The sequence below is a fragment of the Nostoc sp. DedQUE07 genome (assembly GCF_034530975.2).
Taxonomy (GTDB): Bacteria; Cyanobacteriota; Cyanobacteriia; order Cyanobacteriales; family Nostocaceae; genus Nostoc.
On the sequence record NZ_JAVRCC020000007.1, the window covers coordinates 38,422 to 61,926 of the forward strand.

The window sequence follows — 23,505 nt, forward strand, 5'->3', positions numbered from 1 at the left end:
TTGAGAGTCTCTCGGCTAATAATAGTTAAAGAATAATCTGGGTTTTTCCCCTCTTTTTGCTTGCATTGGGATGCTCCCGTTTTATAGCGATATTTTTTGTCATGTTACTATTAAGTCTGAACCTTATATCTTTACCCATAGCTAAGACCACGAAAAAAGCGATGAAAGTGATAATCTTTGCTATATTAGTATCGGTAGTAATCTCAGCAATCATAGGATTGCTCTGGGCAATAATTTATCTACTGTATAGCCAAAATATTCAAGTAACTCTCAAGTTATTTTTCTACTCATTTTTGGGAGGATTGCTTGGTGGAATAGTTGGTGGTTTTATTGGTAATTTAGTTGGTTCGAGGGTAGCTGAAGGATTTTCAGCTGATTTCTTTATTAGTTCTGAAGGCTTCAGCTGGCTTCTTTGGATTTCAATTTTCTGGATTATAGGCATTATTGAAGGAGCAGTTTTACCAGGATTGATTTTCATCAGATTTTATTCATAATCCGTTCTGTATAAGTACGTTTTTTTAGCTCTATTCGTGCATATTTTTTGATTTTTCGCCGAATTCTGGTCTTTTGTGTTATGTGTTTAACTATAAAATTTTACGGTTCGTAATACTATACATATATCAATGAAAACTCAAAGTGTCATAGCAATCGTAACGATTCCAACAGTAATTTTAGGAACGCTTGGAGCAATTTGGGCAATATTTTATTTCAGATATACTCAAAATACTCAAGCAAGTTTTGAATTATTTTTCTACTTCTTTTGTGCCGGTTTGATTGCTGGAATAGTTGGTCTAATTATTGGTTTTTTATTTCAGAGTATTGTAGGTTAATAAAGTATCAGGTTTGGCATGGACATTATTATATTTCGTGAATAGGTAAAACCTAAATCGATATTTATCCTAGACTGCCTCTCTAGGTTATCTGTTGAAATATTGTTTTGCTGCCAGTATCTGGAATTTTGTGAGCCACCTTCCTATGGTGAAAGCCTAGTTTATAATAAACCCTCTACCTCAGCAAATTTCCGCAAGCGTGGTAGACATTGACGTTGATAGAAACTGCTTAATGTCGCAATTGACAGCCCAAAGTCTTTTGATAATTCTTTCCAGCTAACTTCTGGGGGTAAGCGTTTGAGAATTAATACCTGACAATTTACGTCTGGACGCCCTTTAATGTGAGTACTACGTAGTTCCATATCCGAGTCTGTCTCCACCCATGTCTCCAGGTTTTCCAAAATAGGAGGTGCTTGGGGGGTAGCTGGTATATTATCTATCGGGTCAATAGTTTCACCAATCTCACCCGACTTAGACTGACGAACCCCAAAGGAGACTGTTATGGCTTTTTCCCGGTTTTGGTTGAGATAAAAATCTTGTAGTCTGCGTTTTAGGTAAGCATCTAGCCAATTAATCACACTACCTTGAGTGGAGTCATAGGCTTGACCTGTTAGACCATCACAAACATTGCGGCAGAAATACAACCAAGTTTGTTGCAGTGCGTCTTGATAGTAGGGAGTATTTTCCTTCCAGAGTTTACCTTGTGTCAAACGAATGATTTGCGTGAGCAACTTCTGACGTTGAGAGCTTCCAGGTGAATGTCTACGGGCTTGGTTAACTAAGGATGCTAGCTGTTTATTTAGATCCTCCTTAGCTGAAATGCTAGACAACGGATACCTGACTTCCTGGTTTATTGGTAGTGAATGACTCTGAATATCCAAATCAGTAGTAACATCTTCTACAGTCAAAGAGTTATTGCTCGCATTATCAGTTTTAACAGCAATGCTATCCATATTTCCTTGCTCAGATGCCTGAATACAACGATGAATTGCTTCTTCAGGCGGGATAAAATCTTGGTTTATACTATTTTTTCGCATCTTATTTTCTTTCCTGAAGCATTTTTTTGGGCATACTTTGCAGACTTGATGCAGTAGCCAAACATTTCTTTGCTTGATTTTTGATGCTATCTATGATTATCTGTCAGATATCAGAGATGATAACTGCATGGTTGCAATGGGCAATACACTTTTGTTCGCCGATTCAATTCAATCCACATAATCAACTCAGTAAGAGGAAATAATTAAATGTAAAATGCAAATCAGAAGAACCTGTTACTGTTGGGCTTTTCCCTTCTGCTTCTACTTAGTTAGACCTTCTTGAGGTTTTGGATTGAAGTTTACTTTAACCATACCTTTAATTTAGTGAATCACTCACTTTTTAACAGCATGAAAAAGTCATAATTTGTCAGGAATTTTGCTGTCAAAGTTTTATTAATTTATGTAAAAAATGTTGCTAACCTCAGAAAAAATCTTTTTTCCCACCTGTGTTAGCAGTTTTAGATTAGAAGTCTTGACTAAAGGTATAGCGAGGGACTGGGGACTGGGGACTGGGGACTGGGTGAAAAGTATTTTTATGTCTAAGTTTTATCATCTGTTGATGTCCTAATCACCAAGGCTTGTGCTATATCTTCTAGCAATCTCAGACTACTTATTCATTTACGGAAGTTTTGATACAAAATACTTTAGCGGCTTGCTGAAATGATATTAGTAGGAGATGATATCACGGACGCTAGCACAATGGTACTCCTGTCCGTTTAACTCTAGATAATTGACAGTTATTTCTACGGCTATGTCCTGACCATCTTGAGTTCGTTGACTAGACTCAAAAGTGAGAGAGCCTTTTTGTCTAACTTCTTCCCAGTGCGATCGCCAAGTAACCGTCGAAAAATTTGGATCTATATCGTAAACAGTCATGGTCAACAATTGGGCGCGGGAGTAGCCAAGATGACGACAGGCGGCTTCATTCACGTAAACTAGCTGGGCATCCGAATTTACAAAAAAGATAGAATCCTTAAATTTATCTAAATAAAACTGACTGAGGCGCAGGGCTGATTCTGCTTTTTGGCGATCGCTAATTTCCTGCTGCAAAAGTATATTTTGCTGGGTCAGTTGTTTTTGCAACCTTCCGATAGTCAAGTTATTTTCTACACGGGCAAAAACCTCTTCTTCACTAAAAGGTTTAGTAATATAATCCACTCCCCCGACTGCAAAAGCTTTAACTTTGTCAAAAACTTCATCCAAGGCGCTAATAAAAATCACCGGAATGTCGCGGGTTTTCTCTGAGGCTTTCAAATGTTGACAGACTTCATAACCATTCATTTCTGGCATCATGATGTCAAGCAAAATTAAATCGGGCGGTGCAGCTTGTGCTGTTTTCAAAGCTGTTTGTCCGTTAATAACTCTCCGAATTTCATAGCCAACCTGAGTTAGCATAGCGGATAAAAGTCGCAGATTATCGGGTGTATCATCAACAACAAGAATATTTGCTTTTGGTAGCTGAACTTGATGGTTATCCATATTTATTAGAAATAATTTATTAGAAAATAATTCAGGAGTCAGAAATCAGAATTCAGAATTTAATTGGAGTCCGACTGGTAAATCAATGAGTTTAGTATAAGATCCCTACCAAATCTTCTTTCTAGTGCATTCACTACACGAAGATTTAGCGATATTTAATTAGTGGCAGGTCTCAATCCCCCACTTTCTTGTTTTGACTTCTGAATTTTGATTCAAAAATCATTTCTTACAGTTGTGTTAAATCAATAACTTTATCAATGCGAAAGTTATTAACCCAATCAGACAGAGTGTTTGTCAAAAGAGCAGATTCTTCAGGAATTTGCTCAAGTAAGCTAAAAATCAGCTTTTCATCAGTACACAGCGCCGCTTGGTGGAGCTGTGCTACCCACTCAGTGGGCATCTGAGCCAGCATCTCTTCTAATGATAAAATTTTCAGGTCGGAATTTTCAGCAAATTCGTCTTTTTGAAGGGGTTTATCTGCATATACATAACGCACCCCTAAATATTTAGACATCATATTCAAGATTACTTCCTCTCGGAACGGCTTACGTACAAAATCGTTGCAACCAGCCGATAAAACCACAAAGCGTTCCTCGTCAAAAGCACTAGCAGTTAGGGCAATAATCACAGTAGCTTGACCTTTTAAAGTAGCTCTAATTTGTTTAGTAGCTTCATACCCATCCATTACAGGCATCCGCATATCCATCCAAATCAGTTGCGGTTCCCAAGTTTCCCAAAGAGTCACCCCTTCTTGACCATTTTCAGCATGGCGTACCTCGAAGCCAAGGGATACTAGCATCTTGACTAAGAGTTGGCGATTTTCCCATTTATCTTCAACTACTAAGATTCGGTATTTTGGTTGATTAGGCTCTAAACCAATTACTTGTCGTTTTAGCTGTAGAATTGGAGCTTCAGCTACTTCTGCTAGACTAATTTGCAGATCGAAAGAAAAAATCGTTCCTTGTCCCAAAGTACTGCTAACAGTAATACTTCCCCCCATTAGATGCACAAATTGTTGGCTAATAGTTAAACCCAAACCTGTTCCTTGCTGAGATTTTCGACCTGCTTCTGTTTGAACAAAGGGTTTAAACAACTTTTCAATTTCGGCAGGTGCAATCCCTGTTCCGGTATCTTCAACTTCAAAATGAAGCCAAAAGAATGAAGGATGGGAGTTTCTTATTACTTGTGTCCCTTCTTGTTGCTGTAGTCTACTTTCTTCCTTCATTCTAACTCGTAAACTGACGCCACCTTCTTGAGTAAATTTGATAGCATTACCAAGGAGATTAATCAAGATTTGACGCAATTTACTTTCATCTGTATGCACATATCTAGGAACTTCCGGTCTACGTTCAAACATCAACTGTAAACCTTTGGATTCCGCTTTAATTTGAAACATCTCTTCAAGTGAATCAAGTAGAGTGTACAAGTCAAAGCTATTGTTATTCAGTGTCGTTAAACCCGCCTCAATTTTGGACATTGACAACACATCATTAATCAAGGTAAGCAAATGCTCTCCACTGCGACTGATAATTTCTAAATGTTCCAACTGAGAAACATTGATAGAAGAATCGCGCATCATTAGCTGAGTAAAGCCAAGGATGCTGTTAAGAGGAGTACGAAGTTCGTGACTCATGTTTGCGAGAAATTCGCTTTTGGCACGGTTGGCAGTTTCGGCTTCTTTGGCTTTTAGTTCTAATCTATGGCTATAATTCTCTAACTGTTCGCCAGAAATTTTTAACTGTCGCGTTAGCCAAGACACTCCAATCAATAGAAATCCCATTGATAAGAATCCCACTAGCATCATCGTTCCTGCTAATCGTTGAGCCGGCGCAAAGGCTTCTTCCTGGTTCATCTCCACCATTAAGGCCAGGTCTTGATCGTTGAGCCAGTGATATACCCCAATTACTAACACTCCAGCATAGTTTGGATAAAGTCCTTGACCGCTAATTCCACCCATTGCTGCATCAATACCTTGGCTGCTAACCCCTTGAGAAAAGTCCGGTGTTTTATTTTTATCTTTAGAAATAAAAGCGTTTTTAGTTACTAAAGAACCAACTAAATAAGTTTCTCCGCTCTTACCTAAGCCTGTACGTTCTCGTACAATTTGATCTATTCTGCCTAAATTTAGATCGGCTAAAAGGACACCTTGACGTACCTTGGCTGCATCACGTAGAGGGGTTGCAAAAGTAACTGATGGCTTACCAGTAATCGGTGAGGCATAAAAGATGGGGGCAAAAGAGTCTCCTGGCTGAATCTGTTCAATATAGGTGATGTTAGCTGAAATTTCATATTGACCTTCACGCTGTTTATTAGTAGATAAAATAATCCGATTGCTCCGGTCAAGAATGGAAATTTCTCCCAGACTTGGCTTGATTGTAGCCATATTTGCAAGATAATCTGAGAGAACTTTGTAAGCTTTTCGATAATTTGCGTCGGCGGGTTTGGAATTTAAAAGGATTTGAAAATTATTTTGTACGTCTGGAAACTGAGTTACTAAGAGAAAGTCTCGTTCTTGGTCTTCAAACCAACGGGTAATTTCTTCTTCTTTGAGAGTGGCAGCAGCACTGAGCCGTTCAAAAGCAGCTTGCTTCAAAGCTTCCCTCGCATTGATAAAAGCAAATCCTCCTACTACACCTACAGTTACTAAGGATAGGAATAAGAAGGAACTGGCAACTTTAATAGTTAGGTGCTGATTCCAGAAGTTCATATATTTACAACTTGTTTCTTATTCTAAAGATATTTATCTTTTTTATTATTCATGTAGATTGATTATTCCTTTAGTTAATATAAATAATTATTGATTACCATTGAGCAAAAATCTGTTTTATCCGCTTAATTGCTTCATCAGTTGCTTGCTTTGAAGAAATTTTATCTACAATTATTCGATTCAGAGCTTTTCCCCAGATATTCTCCTCTAACACTACGCTGTATGCCGGGTTTTGGACATAATAAAATAACCGCGTTGAACCTTCCGTCACTGTCTTGACCGCAGTTGAAACGTGTGGGTCAGCTGGGTTTTTCCAAAATGGGTCTTGCCAAAGTGTCTTGATGACAGGTAAATTACAACCTCCAGCAGCTTTCAGATACTTACCTATCACCTGTGATTGGGTGAGATATGCAAGAAAATCCAAAGCTTTTTTCTGTTGCTGGGAATCGGCGAACAAAACTGCTTGCCGAAGTGTGAGTAGATAACGCATTGGCTTGCCGTTGGGTTTGTTGGGAAATTTTAAAATACCAAGCTTATGGCGATAGGTGTCGGGATCTTGGCGCACAGAGCAAGGAATTGAGAGGGTGTTGTTAGGAGTCATCATCACCACACGGTTGAGCAAGCTGCGATTATTATCTGGATTTAACCAATTGAGTGCATCTGGTGGCACATAACCTTGTTGGTAAAATTTGGTATACCAATCTAATGCTTGGACAATTTTTTGTCTGACCTTTGGATCGTCGATTAGCAGTTTACCGTTGGAGTCAAGAATTTGCACATCGTATGCTTCTAAAATATGCTCAAAAAAGATGTAGGTATCTGAAGCTCCAGTAGAAAAAGGAAAACCTAGTCCATAAATATCCTGTTTTTGCTGTTTTGCCCGCAAATCATTTTGTACTTTTTTCCAAAATTCCCAAAAACTATCCCAATCTTTGGGAATATCGCTTTCACTGTGACCTATTTGGTTTAGCAAGTCTCGCCAGTAAAAAATATGAACCGTTGCCTGATTGATTGGAACTGCATAGTAGCTTCGCTTTTTTGCAGCATTATTATAATAATTAACAGCTTGCAGGGCATATTCAGGATAAAGATTTTTGACTGGCTCAATTACATCCGTTACATCCGCTAGTTTCCCTTCCCAAGCCAAATGCGGATTCAAGGCTCTTTCAGCGCCGTAACTCATCATGATATCGGGTGGATTACCTGCGTGAATGGCCCTACGCGCCTTCTGCGGTAGCTCATCGCCAATATAGAAGGAAAGCTTGACTTGATTACCAGTTTGTTTTTCCCAGTTGCTCACCAACTGCTTGATTGCTTCATCTTCATCGACAGTAAAACCTTTATCCCACCAAATCTTTAAAACGGTGTTGTCAGTAGGGGAATGGGTGACTGAAGATTGTTTTAATTGAGAGGTGTTACTACAAGCAATAATTATCAAGCTGAGTGTCAATACGATGAACACATATCTGCAATAATAGTAATATTGCGGCTGATTATGAAAGCCTTTAGCAATTTGACTAGCTTTTGTTTTAAATGTCATATTTATAAAAGCTTACTGCCATTGGTCAAAAATTTGCTTAATTCGGGCGATCGCTTCATCAGCTGCTTGCTCTGGAGAAATTTTATCTACAACAATTCGATTGAGCGCCTTACCCCAGACATTATCTTTTAAAACCAAGCTATAGGCTGGGTTTTGGACAAAATAAAATGAGCGAGTTTCTCTGTTGAGAAATATATTAATGGCAGTCGAGAGATAAGGATCTTTGGAATTTTTCCAAAAAGGATCTTCCCACGCTGATGTTAAAACTGGTAAATGACGGCCTCCAGAAGCCTTGAGATAATTTCCCATCACTTCTGGTTGTATTAAGTATGCAAGAAACTCCTTAGCTAGTTTCTGTTTCTGAGAATCGGCAAATAAAAACGCTTCCTTCACCGTAATTAAGTAGCGCATTGGCAAGCCATTGGGTTTATTTGGAAACTCTAAGATCCCAAGTTTTTGATAATATGTATCGGGGTTTTGCCGCACAGCAGCAGGAATTGAAAGCGAGTTGTTAGGAGTCATCACCACGCTTTGATTGAGTAAGCTACGATTATTATCTGGATTCAACCAATTTATAGCATCTGGTGGAACATAGCCTTGCTGATAAAAATTTGTGTACCATTTTAAGCTGTTAATAATGCCTTGACGCACTTTCGGCTCGTCAAGAAGGAGTTTATCCATAGAATCTAAAATTTGCACGTCGTATGCTTCTAAAATCTGCTCAAATAAATAGTATGTATCAGCAGAACTAATGCCGAAAGTAAATCCTAATCCATAAATATTCTGTTTTTTATCTGGTATTTGTTTTGTCCGCAAGTCATCCTGTATTTGTTTCCAAAGCTCCCAAAAATCATCCCAATCTTTTGGTACATCACTTTCTTTACGACCTATTTGCTTTAGCAAATCTCGCCAGTAAAAAATGTGAATAGTTGCTTGGCTCATTGGCAGAGCATAGTAGCTTCGCTTTTGAGTAACATTGTTATAAGACTGAACAGTTTTGAGGATTTTTTCTGGATAAAAACTTTTAAGTGGCTCAATTACATCTGATACATCTGCTAGTTTGCCTTCCCAACTTAAACGGGGAATAATTTCTCGATCGGCAGTATAACTGGTAACAATATCAGGTAGGTTGCCAGCCTGAATTTCTCTTTGAATCTTCCGTGTTAGCTCATCTGTGGAATATAAAGAAAGCTTGATTTTGTTGCCAGTTTGTTTTTCCCACTCACTAACTAGTTGCTTGAGAGCTTCATCCTCTTCCTGAGTAAAACCTTTATCCCACCAAATCCTTAAATCGGTACTTTCACTAGATAACTTATTAAATGGGGAAGGCGAGGATTGATATGTGTTAGTGCAAGCAACAATTATTAAGCAGAGGATTAATGCGATGAGTGCGTAGCGACGGTTGGTTAGTCTTGGTACTACACTAAAAGCTTCTTTAGCTTTCTGCTGACTCTTCAAGACTTGAGTAATCTGACTGGCTTTTTTTCTGGACACCACACTTCTAGAGCTTATATTTAAACTGAATAGATACAGCAGAATTCAGAATTCAGAATTCAGAAGTCAGAATTCAGGAGTAAAACACGCTTTATATCTGAGTAACAGATTTAGCTTGTTTACTTTACAGCTTGAAATCTACTGTATATTCAATTTAAGGCTTTTTGTTGGTCTCTCAATAATTTACAAGCGATCGCTCTTAAAAGAGATGGGCAATTGCTTGCTCTTTGCACGGAAGGAAGCGCCTTAGCAAAGCGGGGCGCTAGCACCTCGCCTCCCTATTTGCACCGATTAGAATAATTATTCTGCCGCGTGGTTTAATAATTCCATTGATGAATCGAATGCAAGGCGTTATATTAAGCACCTCGCATTCTGAAGATTTCTATTTGACTGTGGGGTTGAGGATTAAACAACTACCAAGTTATTTTGACTTAGTGACACTCCACCAGATAGTTGTGCAAATTGTACCTGAGCAAATCCACCCGCACTACCATCTTGGTCAAAATATAGTGCGCCTGTAGTGTTGTTATAGATAACTCGCTGATTGCTGGTTGTTGCAGATGTTCCAAGGGTAAAAGAGCTAGCTGAGAGTAAACCTGATGATAACGCGCCACCAAAACCAACAGCCGATACCTGAATCAGTTCATTAGTCGCGTTGAAATTATAAATATTATCAATGCCTTCACTGAAACTATTGAAAACAAAGGTATCAGTACCAGCTCCTCCATAAAGGTTGTCATTACCTTTGCCACCTTTGAAGGTGTTCTTGCCAGAAGCGCCAGAGGCTGTGAGAGTATCATTACCATCGCCTCCATCCAGTAGATTATTGCCTGATGAATAGTCAACAATCAAGCGATCGTCACCAGCATCACCATTGAGCGTGTTATTGCCAGAGACAGTATAAGCTCCGTATGAGGAATATAAGGAGGCTGAACCAGCGGCTGTGAGAGTATCATTGCCATCGCCCCCATTCAGTAGGTTATTGCCTGATGAATAGTCAGTAACTAAGTTATCGTCACCAGCGCCACCATTGAGGGTGTTCTTACCAGAGATTGCATCGAGATCAAAATCGCCTCGGTAGTCGTCATAGGAGCCAGAGACGTTAAGAGAATCATTATCATCACCACCAGAGAGCGAATTATTCCCATTTGAATAGTCAGCACTCAAGTAATCCTTACCTGCACCGCCGAGAATCGTGTTATTTCCACGTCCCCCAGCGAGGGTATCGTTGCCATTGCTCCCCACAATCAAATCATCGTAGTTCGTACCTGAGATATTTAATTGTTCGATATTCTTGTAGCTCACCTGATTCGGGCCTGCTGTAATCGAACCAGCATTAGTAGCAGCATTGAATGTTGAAGTGATTCCCTGGCCGATGGAATAGTTATAGAAAGACAACAAATCATCACCCTTCCCTCCATCTATAGTATCTTTGCCGCGATCGCCTCCGGTGAGTGTATCGTTGCCATTGCCCCCGACAATCAAATCATCGTAGGCTGTACCTGAAATATTTAATCGTTCGATATTCTTGTAACTAACCTGATTCGTGCCTGATGTAATGGAGCCAGTGTTAGTAACAGCATTGAATGTCGAAGTGATTCCCTCACCCCCGCTAGAATTACTGTAATAATAGCCTTCTAATAAATCATCACCTTTTCCGCCATCGATAGTATCATTGCTACTATTGGCATAGAGCGAGATAGTATCGTTGCCATTACTCCCCACAATCAAGTCATTGTAGGCTGTACCTGAGATATGTAATCCTTCGATATTCTTGTAGTTAATCAGATCCGTGCCCGCCTTAATCGAGCCAGTGTTAGTAGCAGCATTGAATGTTGTTGTAATTCCCCCACTAGGATAGATATACGAAACGCTTAACAAATCGTTACCTGTTCCCCCATCTACTGTTTGAGTCGCTAAGGAAAGTGGAGAAGTATATAGGACGAAAGAGAAGGAATCATTACCATTCTCTCCATTGAAAATGTTATTACCAAACCTACCCTCGGCTTTTTTGTCGTCGTAGTAGCCAGAGGCAAAGAAAGAATCATTGCCATCCCCGCCATTGAGGATGTTATCGCCCGTTGAATAGTTAACACTCAATTGATCGTCACCAGCACCACCATTGAGTGTGTTATCACCAGAGGTAAAAGAGGCGGAATAGTCGTATTCGCGAGAGGCACTAAGAGAATCATTGCCATCTCCTCCATTGAGGATGTTATCGCCTGTTGAAAAGTTAGCATCTAATTGATCGTCACCAGCACCACCGTTGAGGGTGTTATTGCCATCTGTCTTAGACGCAGAGAGATTATCACTGCCATCTTCTCCATTGAGGATGTTATCGCCTGTTGAAGAGGTAGCACTGAATTGATCGTTACCAACACCACCGTTAAGGATGTTATCGCTTGTTGAATAATCAACATTCAAGTAATCGTTACCTTCACCGCCAAAAATTGTATCATTGCCATAATTTGAATCGTTGCCACTACTGCCTCCGAAGAGTAAATCGTTGCCATTGCTTCCGACAATAAAATCAGCGTAGGTTGTACCTCTAATTTCTAATTGTTCGATATTGGTGTAGTTAATCCGATTTGTGCCAGCCTGAATTGAGCCAGTGTTAGTAGCAGCATCGAAACTCGAAGTGATTCCTTTAGTAGCACGGGTGTAATATACAGACAAAGAATCCTGACCTGTTTCTCCATTTACACTTTGAGTCGTTAAGGAAGAGGGGGCAGTTTTTGAGGCGGACAAATGGAAGTCATCATTACCAGCGCCTCCATTTAGAGTGTTTCTACCCCGGACTTCATCGGCGTAAAAGGAATCATCGCCGTCTTTGCCTGAAACCGTATTGTTGCCAGCAGAATAGCTAATATCAAGGTAGTCATCTCCTGCATCTCCACTGAGGATGTTATTTCCAGAAGAATAGGAAGCATCAAGGGTATCATTTCCCTCATCACCCCGCACCAGATTATTACCAGTACCACCACGGAGAGAGTCGTTACCTGTACCACCACGGAGGGAGTCGTTATCCGTACCACCAAGGAGAGTATCATTGCCTGCACCACCAATGAGGGTATCATTTCCGGCATCACCGCTTAAAAGGTCGTTGCCATTTTTGCCATCGATGATATCATCACCCACTTTAGCGTTAATTGTATCTGCGTCCTGAGTACCCAATAGAGTATCTTTACCGTTGGTTCCAATGATATTCACCATAACTCTTACCTTCCTGAATCGATATTTTGAGTAACTTCAGCTATTAACTTGTTGTTAATGTTGTTTGAGGACACACGGAAATCGCCGAGAGTTGACGCTTTCGACATACTGTTATGCCACCCTTGAGGGTTAGCATTTTCTCGAAGATTTACCCTATTGATGAGCTTGTAAGTAGGACTTATCTAACTGACTTGAAAAAGTTAGGAGGCAGGAGATTCAAAGTTAAATTCTTTGCCTATTCCCTATTTCCTTTTTCATTCGTTATTTGTGTACCCGTTAATAATGCTAGTTAAGACTATCTAAGTCTTAGCATTGTACATATTTATGAGCGTGTATTTAGGAAAACAGATGGTTTCACACTTTTTTATCATTCTCGATCCGCAGATCAACCTAGCCATCACTGACAAAGTGTCGAAAAATCAAGCTTGAATGCCTAAAACCCACACTTCATATTTCTTCTCAAAGCGTAGCCCTACTGTGGTAAATATAGAGAATAATTCACTTTCGATAGGGAAATAATTTTTATGCAGTTGTTGTGGGCTATTGCCCGTAAGTGTGTAGCTTAAAAATAGGGAACATCTAAATAACACTTTGATAACCATATCTGAAGATTTACTGAGATGTCCACACTTATAGACATATCTTTGCATACTCTTTACATTATTTGCCGATCGGTATAATCTCAGTACTTATCTTTATATATTCTTCATGTCTGAAAACCACTAATAATCTAGAATACAGCAGCTAAACAGCAGCTAAACAGTTGTTTTATTTGCTCGTGTAGCGTGTCGTTGCCCTTAGTAAACAAGCAAGCTGTAAGAGTTTTTGAAATCTGGGGTTATACTGTGAGTTTATGACGATAAGTTACAGGAGTTGAAAGCGATCGCTCCAAAGGATTGCCATATTATCAAGAGCTACTTAAGAATAACCTCCACCAAACATACTCTCGTAGCGTAGGCGTAGCCCGTCCTAACCATAGCCAAGAAATTACTGAGGACGGTGAATCTGAAACTCGATTATATTAGGAAGTTTTGGACAAAAATAGATTTTTATTCAAAAAAACAGTCGTCAGGAAATGAAGGCGTATTAATATAGTGGATTTCTTTAACCATGCCAATTTGAAAAAAGAATGCAATATCAATATATAGATATAAGAGAGTGTGCGAGTGTGCGTTCTGATTAGCAAAAATTTTTTAAATTGGCATCAGTATAGTATTCATATAGATGACAGTGAAGGTCAACTATAGCAATCTGATTTGATTTCTGAGTTAATCGTAGGGACTAGGGACTGGGGACTGGGGACTGGGGACTGGGGACTGGGGACTGGGAAGAAGGAATAAAGTTGTACTGAGTTTTTTTCAAAAATAAAATATGAGTTTTATAGTACTTATAGATATATAAATTTATTCCTCTTCACTTCATTAATTCTTCATACAATCAGTATTGTATGCGTTTACAATTGTTTGTGTATCGATTTAACGTAGTATGTGCTTTTTGTTTACAGCTATTTTCAGGTAAATAGACCACGCAGTAGGGGTACAAGGACTTGCGTCCCTACGACAGATATGATTCAAATACATGAAAACTGCTGTAATACCGTTTATTTGTGAAGCTGCATATAATTCACCCCCGATGGTATCTCTGCACGCGAACTGTTTGAGATCGTTATTCGGATAATGTAGGAACTCTGATGATTTCAAGGATCTGCGATCGCAAACGAAGAGATCGATGGTACATCACTGTCAATGCAAGGATTCTTTTAGATTAACCACCTTGTATGGTAATTTCTGAGCTTGATAAATAAATGTAAAGAAGAAGTTGGCATTGCATAAACTTTGCTTTCTAGCTTGATGAATTAACTAAGAAACTAAAAAATTGAAGGTACAAGATTGAAAATATCTTGTTATCTCCTTAATTAGTTGCTTCAACAACATAGTTCTTCTAAAGGAGAAAAAATGAGTACATTAGAGCAAAGTCTTAGTCAATTCCGAGCTTTACCAAAACCAGAGTCATCTCGATTAATTGACTTTGAAGAAGCAGAAATTCGTCCTGGTATAGTAAATGACACTTATATTTTAATTGTCAGAGGAACGAAACCATACTTGAATTTGGAAGTGAATCTTGTGCCACTTGTATACGTCCAGCAACCTGAATATTGGGGAGTGGAGGTCGTTGGTACTTTGCCTGGAATTGGACTACCAGCGATCGCACCTTATATAGTTTCTCTGCCAGTAGACGGCATTCGTGGCAAACAAGGTATTGAAGTTATTGGTGCTAATGGTTCCAAGCAACTGCCTTTTCTAGATGTTAAGTATTCCTAATTCCCGACATGAATATGTGTAGAACCACCATCTTAAAAGCTGTTACAAAAGCTTAAAAACCGCCCGAAAATTTATTTTCAGGCTATTAGCTCAAGTTGGTTGAAACGGACTAAAAATACTTTATTAGTCCGTTTCAACCAATTTTTGCTATTAGAGGTTGTTTGAAAAGTCTCATTTATTACTTGCCTAAGTGATTGGAAATCACGCCTACACAATCAAAACCTACTTTCGCAGAGGGTTAAAAACCCTTGTAACGCATAACTATTTTGATACGCTTCCAGACTGTAGATTTGGACGATCGCAGATGAGTTAAGATTTTTGGCAATTGTGTACTGATTGCAAAACTGCAACAGATCGCTGAAACTGGGATATGAATTTTTGAGCAGTTTATATTACTACAGGTAATGAGTCAGTTTCTCAGTACCCACAAGAAACTAGAGTTCTGGAACCATTGTAGATTTCTTTACTTATGTCGTATCCAGGAATACTGACCATACTGCTAAACCCTGGTGATTTCTAAATTTATTGTTCTCAAACCAGTAACATCAGTTTGTATGTGTTTTTTCATACAAGCAACTAGAGCAAATTATCGCAGTAGATAGAACTGTATTTGATGTCCCAAATTCAAAGGCGAATAGCCGTTCAGAAACGAGAACATCTTGCTATAAGAAAGAAAAGTTGTTAGTAAAGCCTTAAATAACGTGAGTTCGACAAGCCCTTTTTTGACCTCTCCCCCAACCCCTCTCCGACACGGAGAGGGGAGCCAAAACCCTAATTTCTCGTTGCTCCTCCCTTTCCCCGTGGGAGAGGGAGGTTGGGAGGGAGAGGTTCATCGAACTCACGTTAAATAATACTCAAAGAAGAAACCAAAGGAAAAGGTGAGAAAAAACCCACCTCTTAAGAATCGATATGATAGACAAGTAAACAAAATTTAAAAAATATTTATCGAATGGTAGATCAATCATCTGGCTTGTCCAAGGTCAAAGACTCAATAACACAAAAACTCTTCTTGGGTAATGAACCTAATGCAGAGTTAATTGCAATTCTCACCGTTTACTTTGTCCAAGGAATTTTAGGGCTATCGCGTCTAGCCGTTAGCTTTTTTCTCAAAGATGAACTACTCCTGAGTCCAGTCCAGGTATCGGCGCTATTGGGAATTGTCTTCCTACCTTGGATGATCAAGCCGGTGTTTGGTTTCATCTCTGATGGCTTGCCTATATTTGGCTATCGTCGCCGTCCTTACTTGATTTTATCCGGGATACTGGGAACTGCTTCTTGGATGAGTCTGGCCACAATAGTTCATACTAGCTGGGCAGCTACCTTAGCGATCGCTCTTGGTTCTCTTAGTGTCGCCATGAGTGATGTTATCGTTGACTCGCTAGTTGTAGAACGAGCCAGAGGCGAATCGCAAGCAAAAGCCGGTTCATTACAATCTCTCTGTTGGGGTGCTTCTGCGATCGGAGGTTTAATAACAGCCTACTGTAGCGGTCTACTACTTCAATACTTTACTACCCGTACCGTCTTTGGGATTACCGCTTTATTTCCGCTGATCGTTTCAGGGGTGGCTTGGTTAATTGCTGAGTCCCCCGTTAGCAAAGATCCTGAAGATAGTAATCAGACTAACTCTGTACCAATCAAACATCAACTGGAACAGCTACGCCAAGCCATTAGCCAAAAAACAATTTGGCTACCAACGGCGTTTATCTTCATTTGGCAAGCTACCCCAAATGCTGACTCAGCCTTTTTCTACTTCGCTACCAACGAACTCCACTTTGAACCAGAATTTTTGGGGCGAGTAAACTTGGTGGGAAGTTTCGCTTCTTTGGCAGGTGTTTGGATTTTTCAACGTTTCCTCAAAAGCATCCCTTTTCGCGTGATTTTTGCTTGGAGTACTGTGCTTTCGTCACTTTTGGGGATGACGATGCTGTTGTTGGTAACTCACACAAACAGGCTATTGGGTATAGATGACCACTGGTTTAGTTTGGGTGATAGCCTGATTTTGACTGTGATGGGAAAAATTGCCTTTATGCAAGTGATGGTGCTAACAGCAAGGCTTTGTCCTTCTGGTGTGGAAGCGACATTATTTGCCTTGCTAATGTCAGTCTATAATTCAGCCGGAACGGTTTCCCATGCAATTGGAGCATTAATCACCTATTGGCTGGGGATCACCGCAACAAACTTTGAGTCACTTTGGCTCTTGGTGTTAATTACTAACCTCAGCACGCTGTTACCCTTACCATTTATCAAATGGCTACCTGCTGCTGAAGAGCAAACTGAGACACTCAAAAATGAGGAACAAGCGTTTTTGCCAGATTTGATGTCTGAGTTGGTACTGAGAGAACCAAAGTCAGAAATAGTCGAATAGTGTAATAAATATCACGCCAATTCAAGCCATTGCGCTGCCTTGCCGTGTTAGCAACTGGCATAGTGAAGCCGCAAAAAAACTATTAGCGGCTACATATTTTCGTCCAAAATAACCAGAAAAAACCAAGTATATGCGTTTGAAAAGTCAAGAAACCTCAGTTACAGAAAAATCCTACACCCGTGCAGATTGGCAAGGAGGATATCAATCTATCACCGAAGAGTTTGATTATTGGATTGATGATATAGAAGGGCAAATTCCCAAACAATTACAAGGTACGCTGTTTAGAAATGGCCCCGGTTTGCTAGATGTGAATGGGCAACCTCTTCATCACCCCTTTGATGGGGATGGGATGATTAGCAAAATTACCTTTACAAACGATCGCGCTCATTTTCGCAATCGCTTTGTCCGCACAACTGGCTATTTGGCAGAGCAAAAGGCGGGAAAAATTCTCTATCGCGGTACTTTTGGTACTCAAAAACCCGGCGGTTGGTTAGCTAATATTTTTAACTTTAAACTCAAAAATATCGCCAATACAAATGTTATCTATTGGGGCGGTAAACTGCTAGCAATGTGGGAAGCGGCTGAAGCATATCGTCTCGATCCTTATACTCTTGAAACGCTAGGAAATGAATATTTTAATGGTGCTTTGTCAGCAGGTGAAGCTTTCGCTGCACATCCCCGCTTGGAAAATAATTGTGAGCAAGATGGGGGCGCACCTTGCCTAGTCAACTTCTCGATTAAGCCGGGATTATCTACCACAATTACTATTTTTGAGCTAAACCCAGCGGGTGAAATTGTCAGACAGCACGCTCATAAGGTTCCAGGTTTCTGTTTCATTCACGATTTTGTCATTACTCCTAATTACTGCATCTTCTTTCAAAATCCTGTTAAATTTAATCCCATACCTTTCGCTTTGGGAATACGTGCGGCGGGAGAATGTATCAAATTTCAGCCAAATCAGCCAACTCAAATTCTAATTATTCCCCGCTTCCCCAAAGCAGGGAAAGAAGAGATAAAATTTCTGGAAACTCAGTCGGGTTTTGTCTTCCACCACGTTAATGCTTTTGAGGTAGGAGGAGAAGTTTTGATTGACTCCATTTGTTACCAAAATTTGCCAGAAGTGGAACCCAACAGTGATTTTCGACAAGTTGATTTTGAAGCTTCTTCACCTGGGCAACTTTGGCGATTTTCTCTGAATTTAAAGGATGGGATAGTACGGCGGGAATTGATTGAGAGCCGATGTTGTGAATTTCCCAGTATACATCCGGCGAATGTGGGACGCCCTTATCGATATCTATATATAGGTGCGGCTCATGCAGAAACTGGTAATGCTCCCTTACAAGCATTGTTGAAAATTGATTTAGAGTCTGGAGAAAGACAATTTTGGAGTGCTGCACCCCGTGGTTTTGTAGGTGAACCAATTTTTGTCCCGCGTCCAAATTCCGAAAAGGAAGATGATGGTTGGATATTAGCTTTGGTTTATGATGCTGCTCATCACCGCTCAGATTTGGTAATTTTGGATGCTAGTGATTTCTCTAAAGGAGTAATTGCACGGTTACATCTGAAGCATCATATCCCCTATGGTCTGCATGGAAGCTTTACTTCTGAGGTTTTTGGGGAAATTTGATCCCCTATTTGGGTGAAACCATTTTTTCGCTGGCAATAATATGCAAATCTATATTTTTGAGCAAGCGCACCAATTTTTGCGTCAAAGATCCTTTGAGGAGCATTTGCCAGCGCGATCGCTGACTTTCACCGATTACAATTTGAGTAATCCGGTGTCTCTCGGCGACTTGGGCGATCGCATTAGCTATATTACTGTTGGTAACACGAAGAAAAGTACCTTCAAATTCTTTACAAAGTTTCTCACAAGTGTGGATATGCAAGCTTTCCTCCTTAGTGAGGAAGCGTTCTGGATCGGCAACAAACAAGGTATAAAGCGGCGCGTTCATATAGTTAGCCAACCTCGCACCCCGACGTAACAATTGCACTGAGTTGGGATAAGTGGATACACACACCAAAACCCGCTCGTGAATATTACAAAATTGTCCGTTGGGAGTAGAGGCGATCGCATTTTCTTCCACGTTGTCTGCCACTTCCCGCAAAGCCAACTCCCGCAAAGCAATCAGGTTACGGCGTTGGAAAAAATTATCGAGGGATTGTTGGATTTTTGGCTGTGCGTAAATCTTCCCTTCTAATAACCGTTCTTGCAGTGTCTCTGGTGTGACATCTACTACCACTATTTCATCTGCTTCATCCATAATCCTGTCAGGAACCCGCTCGCGGACTACCACACCTGTAATTCTGGCTACTAAGTCGTTGAGACTTTCCAAATGTTGCACATTCATGGTGGAGTAGACATCAATCCCGGCTGTCAAAACTACTTCGACATCTTCGTAGCGCTTTTCACGTGCAGAACCAGGGACATTGGTATGGGCAAGTTCATCGATTAAGACTAATTGTGGCGATCGCTTTAAAATAGCATCTGTATCCATATCCGTTAGCGTCAACTCACCGCGAGGATATTGCTTACGGGGTATAATTTCCAGTCCCTCTGCCTTCTCAGCCGTCTCCTTGCGTCCGTGGGTTTCCAAAAGCCCAACGACAACATCAATTCCTTCTTGTTTTAATGCGTGTCCCTCTTCCAGCATTCGGTAGGTTTTGCCTACTCCAGGAGCCATGCCAATAAAGATTTTATGCTTACCCCGCCGTCGTGCCGGATAAAGCGAGTAACTTGCAGAATTTAAAGGCGCATTCCCAGCCGAACCAGTATTGGTCATTTGTCCTTTGTCATTGGTCATTTGTCATTGGTAAGGATTTTAAGCCTATTTTCGTTTCGTAGCATAATTTGGTTTATTCCCGCCCACTTACTTAGTACTCCTACTTCATCGGAAACGAAAACAGCGCTTTACCCATGCCCAATGCTCCATGCCCCATGCCCATTTACTGATTTTGCTGACGATTAATATCTTGCAAGTCAAGAGCATAATTCAATCGCAGAACATTGACTCCTGGTTCGCCAAAAATCCATAAAAATCTGTCATCAGTATACTTATTAATTAAACGTAAAATCTCATCTTCTTTTACTCCCCGCGCACCAGCAACCCGTGTCAATTGCTGCCGTGCTGCTTTCAAGGAAATATGCGGATCTAAACCCGAACCAGAAGTATAAATTATATCAGCTATCGGTTGAAGATTTTCCTCTCGCAATTTATCTGCCTCTTCTAAAATCCGCTTCAGTAATTCTGGATTGCTGGCAGCGAGATTGCTAGCTCCAGATATGCCGGTCGGCTTGGCTTTTTTTCCTTGACTATATCTAACAGTACTAGGACGAGAATGGAAATATCGCTCAGATGTGAATACCTGACCGATTAAAGCCGAACCAATTGGTTCATTACTTAGATTCCGCACGATACTGCCATTCGCTTGATAGGGCAAAAAAACTTGACCCACTACAAGAATTACCAGCGGATAGATGATTGCAGTTAACAACCAAAGCATTAGAGTTATAAAAATTGCTCTGATAGTTTCTCGAATAATAGCCATAAAAAGTTTTCCAATTGCGCCTAGAATTTAATTTTTAATTTTTAATTTTTAATTCTTTTGCCCACCTAACAGGATGTTACAAGATGCTGTTAGCAACAGCATAAACAACTGGGACAGTTACCACATTCAAGCACAGCAAGATAAAAATAGCGAGTGGTAGATGTTGTTTATGCCATTGCGACTAAACAAAGGATATCGCCAAAGCAGTGCTGAATGAAAACGATATTTATTCATATTCTTCTTGTCCCTCCTATCAACAGGTAAAAGTAAAAATGTTTATTATTTTACTTTGGTCAAGATGCGATCGTTTCTCAGCGTCTCTACTTTTGCTATCCTTAAGCCAAACCTACAAGTGTAATCAGTACATCGATCAACTTAATTGCAATAAACGGTGCAATCACGCCACCTAAGCCGTAAATTAAGATATTGCGTTGGAGTAACTGATTAGCTGTCAGCGGTCTAAACCTCACACCCTTTAATGCCAAGGGAATCAAAGCAGGAATAATCAAAGCATTATAAATCAATGCTGAGAGTACAGCAGATTTAGGGCTAGTCAAATTCATAATATTCAGGCTTTGCAAATTAGCAGCGACAAATATCACTGGAATAATTGCAAAGTATTTAGCAATATCATTAGCGATGGAAAATGTCGTCAATGCCCCGCGAGTAATCAACAATTGCTTACCAATACCAATGATATCGAGTAGCTTTGTGGGATCGGAGTCCAAATCGACCATGTTAGCGGCTTCTTTTGCAGCTTGCGTTCCTGTATTCATCGCCACGCCGACGTTAGCTTGAGCTAATGCTGGTGCATCGTTAGTTCCATCTCCCGTCATGGCAACTAGTTTGCCTGCGGCTTGTTCCTGTTTAATGATACTGATTTTGTCTTCTGGTGTGGCTTCGGCAATGAAGTCATCAACCCCAGCTTCTTTAGCAATGACAGAAGCGGTAATTCGGTTGTCTCCAGTTAGCATGATGGTACGTACTCCCATCCGTCGCAGTGCAAGAAAGCGATCGCGGATACCAGGTTTAACTATATCTTTGAGATAAACAATCCCATAAATTTCGTTATCTAAGCTAACTGCTAGGGGTGTACCTCCCAAGCGGGAAACTCGTTCGTAGGCAGCATCCAATTCTGGCGTATCGCGTCCGTTGCGGGAACGGACAAATCCTTTAATGGCTTCTACTGCTCCCTTTCTGGCCTCATACCCACCAGGTAAATTTGTGCCACTCATCCGAGTTTTGGCAGAAAAACTGATTCCTTCTGCCTGAGTGGAATCAAAATCAAACCGTGCGCCTAACTGTTCTGCTAGTCGGACAATGGATTTTCCTTCTGGTGTATTGTCAAAGACACTAGCCGCCCAAGCAACATTAGCAATTTCTGACATTGAATGACCGTTGAGGGGAATAAACTCTTCCGCCAGACGGTTGCCGAGGGTAATTGTACCTGTTTTGTCGAGAAGTAAAGTATTGATATCACCACAGGCTTCGACTGCTCGTCCTGATGTGGCAATGACGTTAAATTGGGCAACTCGATCCATACCAGCAATACCGATGGTACTTAGTAAGCCGCCAATGGTGGTAGGAATTAACGCTACTAATAGGGCAATTAAAATTGGGACGCTGACTGGACTGTTGACATAGTAAGCAAGTGCAGGCAAGGTGACTACGACTAACAAAAACACTAAGCTGAGAACTGCCAACAATACCGTGATGGCAATTTCATTGGGTGTTTTGCTGCGTTCTGCTCCTTCTACCAAGGCAATCATCCGGTCAATAAAGCCTTTACCTGGGTCAGTAGTTATACGGATAATTAGTTCATCTGAGATAATCCGCGTTCCACCAGTGACGGAACTGGCAACATCGGAGCCTGATTCTTTTAATACTGGTGCAGATTCTCCAGTAATTGCCGATTCATCCACTGAGGCAACACCCATGATTACTTCACCATCGGCGGGGATGATATCGCCAGCAACGACGTAGATGGTATCGCCCTGTTTAAGGCTGGTGGATGAAACTTCACTAATTGTGCCATCGGCAGCAAGTTTTTTAGCGATCGCTTCTAACTTTGTTAACCGCAAGGCATCGGCTTGGGCTTTACCCCGTCCTTCTGCCACTGCTTCGGCAAAATTGGCAAACCAAACTGTAAAGAATAAAATCCCCGATAACAAGGCGTTGAAAACTTGCGGGTTCTTTTGAAGAGTTGGGCCAAATAGGTTGGGATCGATGGTTAGCAATAGGATGATGATTGTTCCTACCCAAACCACAAAGATTACTGGATTTTTGATTGCATACTTAGGGTTGAGCTTGACAAAAGCATCTCTAATTGCTCTTAAGTACAGCCACTTATTATTTGCCCTAGTCTTTTTACGTTTTTGGCGGCGATCGCCAGAACGAGAACTTGGGCGTCTAGCTTTGAAGTTAGTTGCCACTGGATTCATAAATAAAGTTAGCAGTGAGAAGTTAGGAGTTAGGAGTTATAGGAACTTCTAATAAAAAAATATCCAACCTGTAGGATGCGTTAGTAACGCATCCTACGAAACCGAATAATTTATAAGATAACGGCAGGAGCCAGGAGGAAATAAGTATGAATGAAAACTTTAGTTCTGAGTAATTACCCAGTTAAAAATAAGATACTGGTACGAGACGCATAGTGCAAGATATAGCTGAGTGCTGTTAGCGAGGCGTTGATCCCGTGCTGAGTAAACCTAGTAGTTCACTCTCGTGAACTTGGCGGGGTAAAGGGAGAAAGGTTTTAAATCCCTTCAGGACTTACGCACTCAGATCCCCCAACCCCCTTAAAAAGGGGGCTTTAGAAGTTCCCCCCTTTTTAAGGGGGGCTAGGGGGGATCTAGGTTTCAGGCTTCAGTGCGTAAGTCCTGCCCTTACCCTTTCCCCTTTACCCCTTACCCAGCCCTCACAAGCACATTTTTGGCTTGGCAGACTACTAGTTGCTTCCAGGTTTTGAGCAAT

General features: G+C 40.6%; 14 protein-coding genes and 1 pseudogene. 5 read left to right on the forward strand and 10 right to left on the reverse strand.

Annotation, left to right across the window (positions count from 1 at the left end):
• Positions 1–101: 101 nt before the first annotated feature.
• Entirely contained in the window at positions 102–494 is a 393-nt protein-coding gene (locus RMZ95_RS07835) for a hypothetical protein (protein ID WP_322699241.1), read from the forward strand.
• A 129-nt stretch (positions 495–623) separates the two neighbouring features.
• Positions 624–830, forward strand: a complete 207-nt coding sequence (locus tag RMZ95_RS07840; protein WP_322671657.1) for a hypothetical protein — start codon at positions 624–626, stop codon at positions 828–830.
• A gap of 161 nt (positions 831–991) precedes the next feature.
• Here RMZ95_RS07840 and RMZ95_RS07845 read toward each other — a convergent pair whose 3' ends face one another.
• The 6 genes from RMZ95_RS07845 to RMZ95_RS07870 form a co-directional block, all read right to left on the reverse strand.
• On the reverse strand, positions 992–1,651 hold the full coding sequence (locus RMZ95_RS07845; RefSeq protein WP_322686227.1) for a sigma-70 family RNA polymerase sigma factor: 660 nt from the start codon (positions 1,649–1,651) through the stop codon (positions 992–994).
• Between the two features lie 882 nt (positions 1,652–2,533).
• Positions 2,534–3,346, reverse strand: coding sequence for a response regulator (locus tag RMZ95_RS07850; RefSeq protein WP_322686169.1), 813 nt, complete (start codon positions 3,344–3,346; stop codon positions 2,534–2,536).
• 226 nt (positions 3,347–3,572) lie between these two features.
• Positions 3,573–6,053, reverse strand: a complete 2,481-nt coding sequence (locus tag RMZ95_RS07855) for a hybrid sensor histidine kinase/response regulator (protein WP_322686170.1) — start codon at positions 6,051–6,053, stop codon at positions 3,573–3,575.
• A gap of 94 nt (positions 6,054–6,147) precedes the next feature.
• A complete protein-coding gene (locus RMZ95_RS07860) occupies positions 6,148–7,593 on the reverse strand; it encodes an ABC transporter substrate-binding protein (protein WP_322686171.1) in 1,446 nt (481 codons plus the stop codon).
• Positions 7,594–7,605: 12 nt separating this feature from the next.
• Positions 7,606–9,090 carry an ABC transporter substrate-binding protein gene (locus RMZ95_RS07865; protein ID WP_322686172.1) on the reverse strand — a complete coding sequence of 495 codons (1,485 nt, stop codon included), beginning with the start codon at positions 9,088–9,090 and terminating at the stop codon, positions 7,606–7,608.
• A gap of 402 nt (positions 9,091–9,492) precedes the next feature.
• Positions 9,493–12,300, reverse strand: coding sequence for a calcium-binding protein (locus RMZ95_RS07870; protein WP_322686173.1), 2,808 nt, complete (start codon positions 12,298–12,300; stop codon positions 9,493–9,495).
• 1,955 nt (positions 12,301–14,255) lie between these two features.
• Here RMZ95_RS07870 and RMZ95_RS07875 point away from each other — a divergent pair.
• Positions 14,256–14,621, forward strand: coding sequence for a hypothetical protein (locus RMZ95_RS07875; RefSeq protein ID WP_322686174.1), 366 nt, complete (start codon positions 14,256–14,258; stop codon positions 14,619–14,621).
• A gap of 251 nt (positions 14,622–14,872) precedes the next feature.
• On the opposite strand, the pseudogene RMZ95_RS07880 reads toward RMZ95_RS07875, so the two are convergent.
• Positions 14,873–15,116: pseudogene (locus RMZ95_RS07880) on the reverse strand (hypothetical protein); the annotation flags it as partial.
• Between the two features lie 454 nt (positions 15,117–15,570).
• On the opposite strand from RMZ95_RS07880, the gene RMZ95_RS07885 reads away from it, so the two are divergent.
• Together RMZ95_RS07885 and RMZ95_RS07890 are read left to right on the forward strand one after the other, a co-directional pair.
• Positions 15,571–16,986: a folate/biopterin family MFS transporter gene (locus RMZ95_RS07885; RefSeq protein ID WP_322686175.1), complete on the forward strand. Its 1,416-nt coding sequence runs from the start codon at positions 15,571–15,573 to the stop codon at positions 16,984–16,986.
• A gap of 130 nt (positions 16,987–17,116) precedes the next feature.
• The gene (locus tag RMZ95_RS07890) at positions 17,117–18,613 is read left to right on the forward strand and encodes a carotenoid oxygenase family protein (RefSeq protein ID WP_322686176.1); all 1,497 of its coding nucleotides are present in this window, start codon (positions 17,117–17,119) and stop codon (positions 18,611–18,613) included.
• Positions 18,614–18,617: 4 nt separating this feature from the next.
• Here the strand turns inward: RMZ95_RS07890 and RMZ95_RS07895 are convergent, their stop codons facing one another.
• The 3 genes from RMZ95_RS07895 to kdpB form a co-directional block, all read right to left on the reverse strand.
• Complete coding sequence (locus RMZ95_RS07895) at positions 18,618–19,766, reverse strand: universal stress protein (RefSeq protein WP_322686228.1); 1,149 nt, start codon at positions 19,764–19,766, stop codon at positions 18,618–18,620.
• A gap of 163 nt (positions 19,767–19,929) precedes the next feature.
• Positions 19,930–20,532 (reverse strand): K(+)-transporting ATPase subunit C, encoded by a 603-nt coding sequence (gene kdpC, locus RMZ95_RS07900; RefSeq protein WP_322686177.1) that lies wholly within the window; start codon positions 20,530–20,532, stop codon positions 19,930–19,932.
• A gap of 335 nt (positions 20,533–20,867) precedes the next feature.
• Positions 20,868–22,973, reverse strand: coding sequence for a potassium-transporting ATPase subunit KdpB (gene kdpB / locus RMZ95_RS07905; protein ID WP_322686178.1), 2,106 nt, complete (start codon positions 22,971–22,973; stop codon positions 20,868–20,870).
• Positions 22,974–23,505 lie beyond the last annotated feature (532 nt).

Coding starts and splice junctions, on each gene's coding strand:
- RMZ95_RS07835 (WP_322699241.1), top strand. CDS start 102: ATGTTACTATTAAGTCTGAACCTTATATCTTTACCCATAGCTAAGACC.
- RMZ95_RS07840 (WP_322671657.1), top strand. CDS start 624: ATGAAAACTCAAAGTGTCATAGCAATCGTAACGATTCCAACAGTAATT.
- RMZ95_RS07850 (WP_322686169.1), bottom strand. CDS start 3,346: ATGGATAACCATCAAGTTCAGCTACCAAAAGCAAATATTCTTGTTGTT.
- RMZ95_RS07855 (WP_322686170.1), bottom strand. CDS start 6,053: ATGAACTTCTGGAATCAGCACCTAACTATTAAAGTTGCCAGTTCCTTC.
- RMZ95_RS07860 (WP_322686171.1), bottom strand. CDS start 7,593: ATGACATTTAAAACAAAAGCTAGTCAAATTGCTAAAGGCTTTCATAAT.
- RMZ95_RS07870 (WP_322686173.1), bottom strand. CDS start 12,300: ATGGTGAATATCATTGGAACCAACGGTAAAGATACTCTATTGGGTACT.
- RMZ95_RS07875 (WP_322686174.1), top strand. CDS start 14,256: ATGAGTACATTAGAGCAAAGTCTTAGTCAATTCCGAGCTTTACCAAAA.
- RMZ95_RS07885 (WP_322686175.1), top strand. CDS start 15,571: ATGGTAGATCAATCATCTGGCTTGTCCAAGGTCAAAGACTCAATAACA.
- RMZ95_RS07890 (WP_322686176.1), top strand. CDS start 17,117: ATGCGTTTGAAAAGTCAAGAAACCTCAGTTACAGAAAAATCCTACACC.
- RMZ95_RS07895 (WP_322686228.1), bottom strand. CDS start 19,766: ATGACCAATACTGGTTCGGCTGGGAATGCGCCTTTAAATTCTGCAAGT.
- kdpC (WP_322686177.1), bottom strand. CDS start 20,532: ATGGCTATTATTCGAGAAACTATCAGAGCAATTTTTATAACTCTAATG.
- kdpB (WP_322686178.1), bottom strand. CDS start 22,973: ATGAATCCAGTGGCAACTAACTTCAAAGCTAGACGCCCAAGTTCTCGT.